Origin of the sequence: Pedobacter sp. BG31 (assembly GCF_042464845.1) — a bacterium.
Lineage (GTDB): Bacteria > Bacteroidota > Bacteroidia > Sphingobacteriales > Sphingobacteriaceae > Pedobacter > Pedobacter suwonensis.
The window spans coordinates 160,233-169,859 of record NZ_JBHNZK010000012.1 but is presented as its reverse complement, the minus strand read 5'-3'; the positions used below and the strand labels follow the sequence as shown (position 1 = coordinate 169,859).

Below are 9,627 nucleotides of genomic sequence, written 5' to 3'. Positions count from 1 at the left end.
ACCAGAGCCGATGGTACTGCGGTAACACGTGGGAGAGTAGGTCGGTGCCAGATCTTAAAGAGAAGCCCTTCAGCAGTAATGTTGAAGGGCTTTCTTGTTTTAAGAGCAGAGGGCATAGGGCACAGCGCATAGCGGTTTCCCGCAGATTACGGTGATCTCCGCAGAAAGCATTCCATCATCCGTTTTAGATTCTTCCATTATAAGGGTGTTTTATCCGCAAAGGGCAGAGCGCACAGCGGTTTCCCGGCATTAAGGGCTTAGGGCGCTAAGCTTTGTTCCCCGCAGATTACACTGATCTCCGCAGAGACCATTCCATCATCCGTTTTACATCTTCCGTCTTTTATGTTATGTCCTGGCTAAAATAGCCCTGATGGGAGCGGCATCCCTTTTGGCTAAGAAAAATTGTTTAAAAAATTAGGTTTCCAAAAGGATATAGCGTACAGCAGGACGGGACCTATCCCAAATGCTCGGGACACTGCGCTCCAAGACCCAGAGGTATTTAAACCATTAAGAAGTTGAGAAAAGTTAAGGTTGTGCTCCCGCAGAAAACGCTGATCTACGCAGAGACCATTCCATCATTCGTTTTACATCTTCAATCTTTCCCATCAAAAAGCGGCGGGACGGTACCTGACCCAAAAGCACAGAAACTGCGCTCCAAAATAGATCAAATACGCTTGTTAAAAGATGTGAAAACTTTCATCCTGAAAGTAATAAAACCGTATTATTGTAGTAATACGTACATATGATGATGATGAATGTAAACCTTAAGAAATTAACTTTTCTCGCTATTATTTTGAGCTTAAATTTTAATGTTTTTGCACAAAGTAAGAATGTACAACTCCCCGCAAATTGGTTTAACCTCGATTTATTGGAAAATGGATATTTCGGTATCAGTACAGAGAAGGCTTATCGCGAACTTTTAAAAGATAAAAAACCTAAGCAAAATATTGTGGTAGCCGTAATCGATGGTGGTGTAGATACTGCTCATCCTGATCTAAAAGGTGTTTTATGGACAAATAAAAAAGAGATTCCTGGAAATGGAATAGATGATGATGGCAATGGTTATATTGATGATATTCATGGCTGGAATTTTATTGGCTCTAAAAAGGGCAACCTGGAGTTCGATAATTTGGAACTCGTTCGTTTGTTAAGAATTTATACGCCGAAATATCAGTCGACAACCAATTTAACACCATTAGACAGCTCACAAAAGGAAGAATTTAAACTGTATAAAAAAATGGTGGGCGATTTTGGCAAAAAATATGAAGATGCCAGTAATACCTTTTCAGTATTGATTGCCATTAACAAAGTTTTGGATACGGTAGCTAAAATCAGTAAAAAGGAAATCCCAACAATGGATGATGTGGATCGCTACAAAGCTGATGATGAAACTGAAGAGCAGGTAAAAACAATTATCAGGAAAGGTGCAAGGGAAGATGGAAGTTTCGAGAAATTTTATAAGAGTATTAAAGAGGGGTATAAGCAATACGACGCGATGTTGAAGTATAACTTAAATCCTAAATATGACATGCGCGCAGAACTGGTTGGCGATGACTACAGCAATGCTTACCAAAAGAATTATGGAAATAGCGATGTTAAAGGTCCGGATGCTTTTCATGGTACGCATGTTTCAGGAATTATTGGCGCCGATCGTACTAATTCGATAGGTATCATGGGGGTAGCCAATCATGTCAGTATCATGGCCATCAGGGTAGTACCTACAGGCGACGAACGTGATAAAGATGTAGCCAACGGCATCAGATATGCCGTAGATAATGGTGCGAAGGTAATTAACATGAGTTTTGGGAAAAGTTATAAGTGGGATAAAAAAGCGGTAGATTCTGCGGTAAAATATGCTGAACTTAAAGGGGTATTGCTAGTGCATGCAGCCGGAAATGATAATCAGAATAATGATCTGGAAGAAAATTTTCCCAATAAATTTTTTGACAGTAAAGAGGCAGACGCCTATAAAGAAGCCAATAAAAAGCCGGGCAAGCCAGATTTTACGCCACCGAAACCTATGGCACAAAATAATGGAATGGGTATGAGGCCACCTTATAACCGATCTACATTCGTAAAACCTATACCAATAGACTCTGCAAAGTTTAATCTTCCTCATGCCAATAATTGGATTGAAGTAGGTGCCAGTGCCTATAAAGATGATGATAATCTGAAAGCCAGTTTCTCCAATTATGGTAAATATACTGTAGATGTGTTTGCTCCCGGATTTTTAATTAAGTCAACGATTCCTGATAATAAATATGAAGAGGCTGACGGAACGAGCATGGCTTCGCCTGTGGTGGCGGGTTTGGCGGCACTGATCTTAAGTTATTATCCCGATTTAAAGCCGGCACAGGTAAGGGAAATTATTATGAAATCGGTTTCTAAAGTGGCCCATAAGGTGAAGTATAAAAATGAAAGAGGCGAAAACACCCGTGTACCTTTTAGTGAAATTTGTGTGAGTGGTGGGATTGTTAATGCCTATAACGCGCTGAAATTGGCAGAGACGTATAAATAAGACAGGTTTTTAGTTTGTGAAGCGCAGGGGCATTGCAGCTATTTAGGCTTGTTCCCGTGCTCCGCTGTATCCCTTCGCTGCGCGTTCGGGGATGTCGCTTCGCCCGGGGCTAAACACGCTGGTTGCTGCCCAAAAATGAAATGACAATACCCTTAAAATCTAAGAATTCAGGGTTTTAATAAATTCCTGGAAAGTGCCAAATGGGTATTTTTTTGCTTTCATCCATGAAATAAGCGCTTCCATGCGCTTAATCATTTTCACACCCGTATTCTTCCTCACGTAACCAGGGAAACCAAAGCGTTCAAAATCACGTAAGTCGGTAAATTCCCATGGATGAAAGTAAATATTCAGGTATTTATCTTTTTTATAGGTCCAGGTGGCTAAGGTTTTGTAAATACTTAAGGGCAGGTTATGGAAAGAAAGCCAGAATAGCGGGAAACGAATCACCGGACTAACGGAAGCAGGAATCTGCAGAACGTTATCTTTGATAAAATGTGTTCGCGAAATATTGAAGTTATTGTAGCGTCCGGGCAAATAAGTTGGATTAATAGAAGTATTGTAGGTATATCCGGCCTTTTCAATCTCCTTTTCATCAACTGGCATCATTCTCGCCATGCGATAACCTGTAATTTCTTTGCCCGAAAGTTCTTCTAGTTTTAATTTTGATTGAAGCAGATGTTCTGGCTTAAAGTTAGAATGATAATACCCGTGCGAAGCGAGTTCGTGTCCGGTTTCGGTAATCCTTTTAATCAGATCGGGAATATTTTCTGCAAAGGTAACGGTGCAGAAAAAGGTAGCCTTCACCCTGTATTTATCCAAAATATCTAAAATGGCAATGGTACCTGCCCTCGAAATGGCAATCTGATCTTCAAAAGAAATATCTTTTCCATACTCGAAAGGCATATCAAATTCTTCGATATCAAAACTTAACAGTACCATTTATTTTTGTTGAATATTGGTTGAACGGATAATGTAATTAGGGCGGTTTTTAGTTTGCATAAACATTTTGCCTACGTAAATGCCTATAATACCTAAGATGATGAGCTGTAGACCTCCAAAAAAAACAATCGTCATAATTACGGATGCCCAGCCAGAAACTTCTACATGGTTTACAAAGGCGTAGATAATGTAAGGCACATAAAGCACAGAGGCAAAAGACAGGATAAAACCCAGGTAAACTGCGGTGTAGAGCGGCTTGATGCTAAAAGAAGTAACGCCGTGCAAGGCTAACCTAAGCATTTTTTTGAGGGTGTATTTACTTTTACCTGAAAAACGTGCCGCCGGATTATATTTAATAGCATATTGGTTAAAACCCAGCCATTTTACAAGACCTCGAAGAAATGGCTCATTTTCATGAAAATTACGGAAAACATTAACCACCCGCTGATCGAGCAGACGGAAATCTGCTGCTCCAGGCTCTAAATCGATATCAGAAAGCCAGTTTAATACTTTATAAAACAGGCTTGATGAGCTTCTCTTACCTTTAGATAGATTTTTATCTTCTTCACGAATGGTGTAAACCACTTCATAACCCGCTTCCCATTTTGCAATCATATCGGGAATCAGTTCTGGGGGGTGTTGCATATCGCAATCCATCGAAATTACACAATCGCCAAAAGCATGATCCATGCCTGCCTTAACAGCCAGTTGATGACCAAAATTTTTAGAAAATTCAAGGAAAAAGATATTACTTGCTGTTGATGCATAATCTTTAATCTTTTCGAGCGTATGATCGGCACTACCATCATCTACCAATATTATTTCGTAATCATAATTGATGGTTGAAAAAACTTGTTTAATACTTTCTGCAATGACAAAAATATTATCGGCTTCGTTGTAAGCAGGAATTACTATAGAAACTAACTTGTTCATTTATCGGTAATCAGATAAGACTCAAAATCTTCTTTCATCATTTGGTAGATTATAGTTAGCCAAATGATGACGCAAGGTAGGGCTTTAAGCGAATATAGACGAATAAATTCTTTAACCGGCCTTGGGAAAATATCCGTTGGAGACAGGCTGGTTAATATAAACGCAAAGATAAATAAGCCAATGGTCCATCCATTTTTTGGGTTCTGCTGCAGCATGAACCAAATGGCAACCCCTGCAAAAGCGATAATATAAGTTGGCGATTCGGAACCGCTGCTAAATATCACCGTAAAAATCAATGTCGAAGCCAATAACATTAACCTAAAACCTAGATGTTTATACTGATTGATACGGACATAAGGCAAACCAAATAATATTAATCCGCCTAGCAAAAAAGGTGTATTAGGAATGTTGATATTACCGGTTATACGCCTCACAATTCCCATTAAAGAAATATCCTGAAAAGAAGTTAACGAGGCATTTAAATCATTTTTATGGGCTAAAGAATGATACCAGTCGCTATAGGATTGCATGACAAAAGCCGGCGAGGAAATAACCATTGGCAAGGCAAACAACCCCGCAAATGCAATAAAGCAGCCTAAAATAAATTTTAACTTATTTTTGGTGAAAAAGAAAAATGCCAGTCCAACAATTCCGTAAAGTTTAATCAGTGTGCCTAAGGCAATAAAAAAAGCAGATTGTACTTCTTTCTTTTTGATCAGATAAGAGAAACTAAGCAATATTAATCCAGTCAGGGCGATGTTAAACTGGAAACTGAAGAGCGCGGTTAAGGTTTCATGTGCACAGATCCATGCTATTATTGTTCGCTTGTCAAGGGATATGGGGAGGCTGTAAATGCCCCAAAGTAATATGGTTACATTAGCGATGTTCCACAATATACAACCCAGGCCGTCAGGCAATAAGGCAAAAGGCGCTATGAAAACAGAAAATACAGGCCCGTAATGGTTACTGTCTTGGTATTCGGGATAATTATTATATAGATTCTGCAAGTCTACAGTATGCCAGTAAACATATTTGAAGATCAGATAATTATTGTAAGAATGGTGGTGGTATTGTTTAAAACCAGCTACCAAAGCCAGTATGAGATAAACAGCAAATACACATTGCTTTTTTAAAAGTAACGAAGACAGTTTGCTGAGGTTATTTTTTGTGAAAATGTTCATTATGATTTAATGCCGCAATATAACTATTTCGTTACGTCAATACGAAATAGATCATCCGGAACAGCGAGCCAATATTAATTAATTATGAAATTATTGATGGAATATCGATTTAGTAAATCATTTTACTAGTTTTATTAAGCTGAACCAAATAAATCATCAATCTTAAAAAAAACTATGAGAAAATTACAACTACCACTTTTTGTGGCCTTGGTGCTAACCTTTAGTGCCTGTAAAAAAGAACAACAAGAAACTGAAAAATTTTCCGGACCAAAACTTAAAGAAAATGTAAATCCAAACGCGGCTTTATCAAGTTTTTCGCTTAATAACTGGATGAGCGTACTTGCCGATCAAAACAGCATAGCACTCATTTCTATCCCAGGTACGCACGATTCCGGCGCTACGATCGAACCTGTTTCAGGCACTGCAAAATGCCAGAACCTGAGCATTGCCGATCAGTTAAATGCTGGCGTTCGTTATCTGGATATCCGCTGCAGGCACATAGACAACGCTTTTGCCATTCATCATGGAGCCATTTATCAAAATCTTAATTTTAATGACGTGCTGAATGCCTGTATCAATTTCCTCAACAGCCATCCAACCGAATTCATCATCATGAGTGTAAAAGAAGAACATACGCCAGCAAATAACACCAGGTCATTCGAGCAAACCTTTGACAGTTATGTTCAGCAAAATCCATCAAAATGGGATTTAGGAAACAACATTCCTACTTTGGGAAGTATCCGTGGGAAAATAAGACTTTTGCGAAGGTTCTCCGCATCATCGCCAAAAGGAATTGACGCTACGGCCTGGGCCGATAATACTACATTTGAGATCAATAACGCGGCAAATTTAAAAGTTCAGGATTTTTACAATGTGAATGATGTGAATACCAAATGGACAAAAGTAGAAACGCTATTAAATGAAGCAAAAAATGATGCCGCTAACAGGCTTTATCTCAACTATGCGAGTGGTTATAAGGCAGGTATATTCAGTATCCCAAGTATTACAACGGTATCGAATTTCATCAATCCAAAAATTACCACATTTTTTGCCAACAATACCCATGGGAAATTTGGAATTGTTGCACTTGACTTTATTGATTCGGGCAGAAGCCAATCAATTGTTAATACCAATTTTTAATATTAACGAAGCGATTTAATGGTTCAGTTTCACTAAAAAAGGATGCACAGTCTAATCAGATAAAGTGCATCCTTAATGAAATAGTATTTTACATCGCAAAAATTGTAAAGGAGGGGATATTTCCTATTATCCTACTTTGCTTTAAATCTTAAAACGGTAAATGAATAAGCCGGCAGCTCCAGTTGTCTGATTGCTTCAGAATCAATTTTTGTCACAACCGGAACAGCTCTCTTGTCATTCGGGTTGCCGGAAAGTACGGTTTTAAAAGCATTTTTCCCAAGCTGTTGCTGATTGAAATCAAATGAGGTGTTTACATTTACCGGAAGCAGGTTGACCATTTTAACGATTAAATCTCCGGTTTTAGCATCTTTAACCATTGAACAGGCTATCCGTTTCCTCACGTTTTCTTGATTCGAAGAGAGTACCACAGTTGATGGAATATACTCATCTCCGGCATTCTGTCCATATAGTTGTTGTACAAAGTAGCCTATAGTAGGTTTTACTTCTGTATTGTTAAAATAAATCAGATCAGGATCCCATTGGGTATGGCCCTCTTTGGCTAAAAGCGGGGCGTAAGAGGCCATGCTCACCACATCACCATTGCGTTCAAGTGAAAGGAGATACAAGGCCTCGGCAAGCGAGGTTTCCAGGTTTGTCCTGTTACCACCTGGTAAACTTGCCGCATATTCGCCCAGGTAAACTTTAGATTTAGCGCGATCATAACTATCGTAAAAATCCTGATTATTGATAAACCAGCCTGGCGACTGGTAATAATGTTCGTCGATTATCGGTACATCAAGGTTTGATGCAATTTGCCAGCCGGCTTCATAGTCAGTTCCTTCAAAAAATGGACCTGCAGTGCCAATAACTGTAATTTCGGGGTGCGATTTTTTTAAGGCATTGTAAATCATCGTAAACCGTTCAGCAAATACCTCTGTAATCTGGTCTTCATTACCAATGCCAATATATTTCAGGTTAAATGGTTTGGGGTGCCCTGCTTCGGCACGTTTTTTCCCCCATTCAGTTTTTACATCTCCATTGGCGTATTCAATTAAATCTACAATATCCTGTATATATTGCCCCATTTCACTCATTGGTATACCGCCCTGCTGGCCACCACCACCTGTGGCTGAATTTTGGCAAGGTACACCAGCAGCTATAACGGGAACGGGTGCAGCACCAATATCTTCGCAAAACTGGAAATATTCATAATAACCAAGCCCCATGGTTTGATGATAGCCCCAAAGATTTCGGTCTGGTTTGCGTGCCGCTAAAGGTCCGATGGAGTTTTTCCATTTATAAATATTGGCAATACCATCTCCGTGGGCAAGACAACCTCCCGGAAAACGTACAAAACGCGGATGTATAGCTCCAATGGCTTGTGCCAAATCCGGCCTCAAGCCATTTTTGCGACCCTTAAATGTTTTTTTTGGAAATAATGAAACCATATCAATCGCAATACGCCCTTGGTTAACCATCACAATTTCGAGTTTTGCATCGCTTGCATCTGCAGCAGACACTAAACTTGAAGCTGCTGTTTTCCAGTTGTTTGAAGTAATATTTAAATTTGATTTGGCCAAAATTCCTAGTTTGTCACTTACCAGCCTTACCTCAAGATTCATCCTTTTTGTATCCAGTAATTTCGCCGATAGTGAAAGATCGTAAGTTTCGCCTTTTTTTACTGTTATTCCATCAAAACCGCTATTTAGGATAGATGCCCCGGCAACAGGAATATCCAAAACTGCATAGTGCGGATTATTGGGATGGATTGGCGAAACCGAATCTATTTTCATTGTTGCACGGTCGCCTTTCAATGTCCAGGCGTAACTGCTGTTCCAGTTTTTATCATTATACTCTTTATCACGAAGGTGATATTCGAAATCCCGGTTTTGAATCAGTTCCGCATACAATCCTCCATCAGCCGCATAATTTAAATCTTCGAAAAATACACCTGTTAGCATGTTGCTGATCGGCTTTGTCTGATCAGGTTGGAAAGTTATCCTGGCCTCCACATTTTTAAGACCTGCAAAACGCACGGCATCATCTTTAGTTGTCTCTCCATTCTGTTTATTTTTGTAATCCTTTAACTCATATGTTTTTTTCAAACCCAAAATAACTTTCCATGGCAAACGGTACACCTGACCCTTACCAGCATGGGGTAGATTAACAGCGGTAAGCAGGTCATGATAAGTTGACGCGGGCACTTCTTTTATAGGGCTGTAATGGCTTAAGTCTTTGGTTTTGGTTTGAAAATACTTTTCGTCAGCATCCGCATAGGTTACGGTATATTCATCAAGGTTACGGTTATAGGCAATAACTGGACGTAAAACATTCTTACCCTGATTTACATAGGGGTAGCTTTGCGGGCTCCAGCTGATCAGATCTTCAGAAGTTGAAGTTGCAAATTGTAAGGTATGGTTATTCAGGCTCCAGATACATACCCACAGTCCGTTTTTACCCTGAATAAGGAAAGGTGTTATCATTTTTTTCTCGCTTCCCCATCGGCCATAATCACTCTTTAAGAAGGTATAATCATTTCCTATCGGCGTCCAGTTCTGTTTATCCAAACTCCAGGCAAACCGAAGTCCGTTGGCATTGTAAGCGAATAAATAAGCCGAATCAGGCTCGTTAGCTATTTTTTTGTTGATGGCCAATACATTTGCAGCCACGAAGATGAATGCGGCAAAAAGCCAAAACTTTCTTTTCATTTTCTGTTAAAATTTAGTCGTTAAATTCAACAATGCATCAGCAGCAAAACGATCCGGGCTTGCTCAGAAGTGATGATTTTGGTTAGAATTTTTTCTAAATTAAATAATAATCGTCATTATAACGATTATTATTTTGATTCTATTACAGAGAAATACCTTAGTAAGCGCGTATAACCGATACCAATATGAAAAAAACCTTTCCAAAATG

At 39.3% G+C, this 9,627-nt stretch carries 6 protein-coding genes; 2 read left to right on the top strand and 4 right to left on the bottom strand.

Annotated elements, in window-relative coordinates:
• The first annotated feature begins 748 nt into the window (after positions 1 to 748).
• Complete coding sequence (locus tag ACFE6N_RS15425; RefSeq protein ID WP_378937864.1) at positions 749 to 2,518, top strand: S8 family peptidase; 1,770 nt, start codon at positions 749 to 751, stop codon at positions 2,516 to 2,518.
• Between the two features lie 159 nt (positions 2,519 to 2,677).
• On the opposite strand, the gene ACFE6N_RS15420 is transcribed toward ACFE6N_RS15425, so the two are convergent.
• The 3 genes from ACFE6N_RS15420 to ACFE6N_RS15410 are packed head-to-tail and all read right to left on the bottom strand — an operon-like array spanning position 2,678 to position 5,571.
• Positions 2,678 to 3,457, bottom strand: a complete 780-nt coding sequence (locus ACFE6N_RS15420) for a polysaccharide deacetylase family protein (RefSeq protein ID WP_378937862.1) — start codon at positions 3,455 to 3,457, stop codon at positions 2,678 to 2,680.
• Complete coding sequence (locus ACFE6N_RS15415) at positions 3,458 to 4,390, bottom strand: glycosyltransferase family 2 protein (RefSeq protein ID WP_378937860.1); 933 nt, start codon at positions 4,388 to 4,390, stop codon at positions 3,458 to 3,460.
• Positions 4,387 to 5,571: a glycosyltransferase family 87 protein gene (locus ACFE6N_RS15410; RefSeq protein ID WP_378937858.1), complete on the bottom strand. Its 1,185-nt coding sequence runs from the start codon at positions 5,569 to 5,571 to the stop codon at positions 4,387 to 4,389. The genes ACFE6N_RS15415 and ACFE6N_RS15410 overlap by 4 nt, the downstream gene beginning before the upstream one ends.
• A gap of 174 nt (positions 5,572 to 5,745) precedes the next feature.
• On the opposite strand from ACFE6N_RS15410, the gene ACFE6N_RS15405 reads away from it, so the two are divergent.
• Positions 5,746 to 6,711, top strand: a complete 966-nt coding sequence (locus ACFE6N_RS15405; RefSeq protein ID WP_378937855.1) for a phosphatidylinositol-specific phospholipase C — start codon at positions 5,746 to 5,748, stop codon at positions 6,709 to 6,711.
• Positions 6,712 to 6,842: 131 nt separating this feature from the next.
• On the opposite strand, the gene ACFE6N_RS15400 is transcribed toward ACFE6N_RS15405, so the two are convergent.
• Positions 6,843 to 9,419 (bottom strand): alpha-L-arabinofuranosidase C-terminal domain-containing protein, encoded by a 2,577-nt coding sequence (locus tag ACFE6N_RS15400; protein WP_378937852.1) that lies wholly within the window; start codon positions 9,417 to 9,419, stop codon positions 6,843 to 6,845.
• Positions 9,420 to 9,627 lie beyond the last annotated feature (208 nt).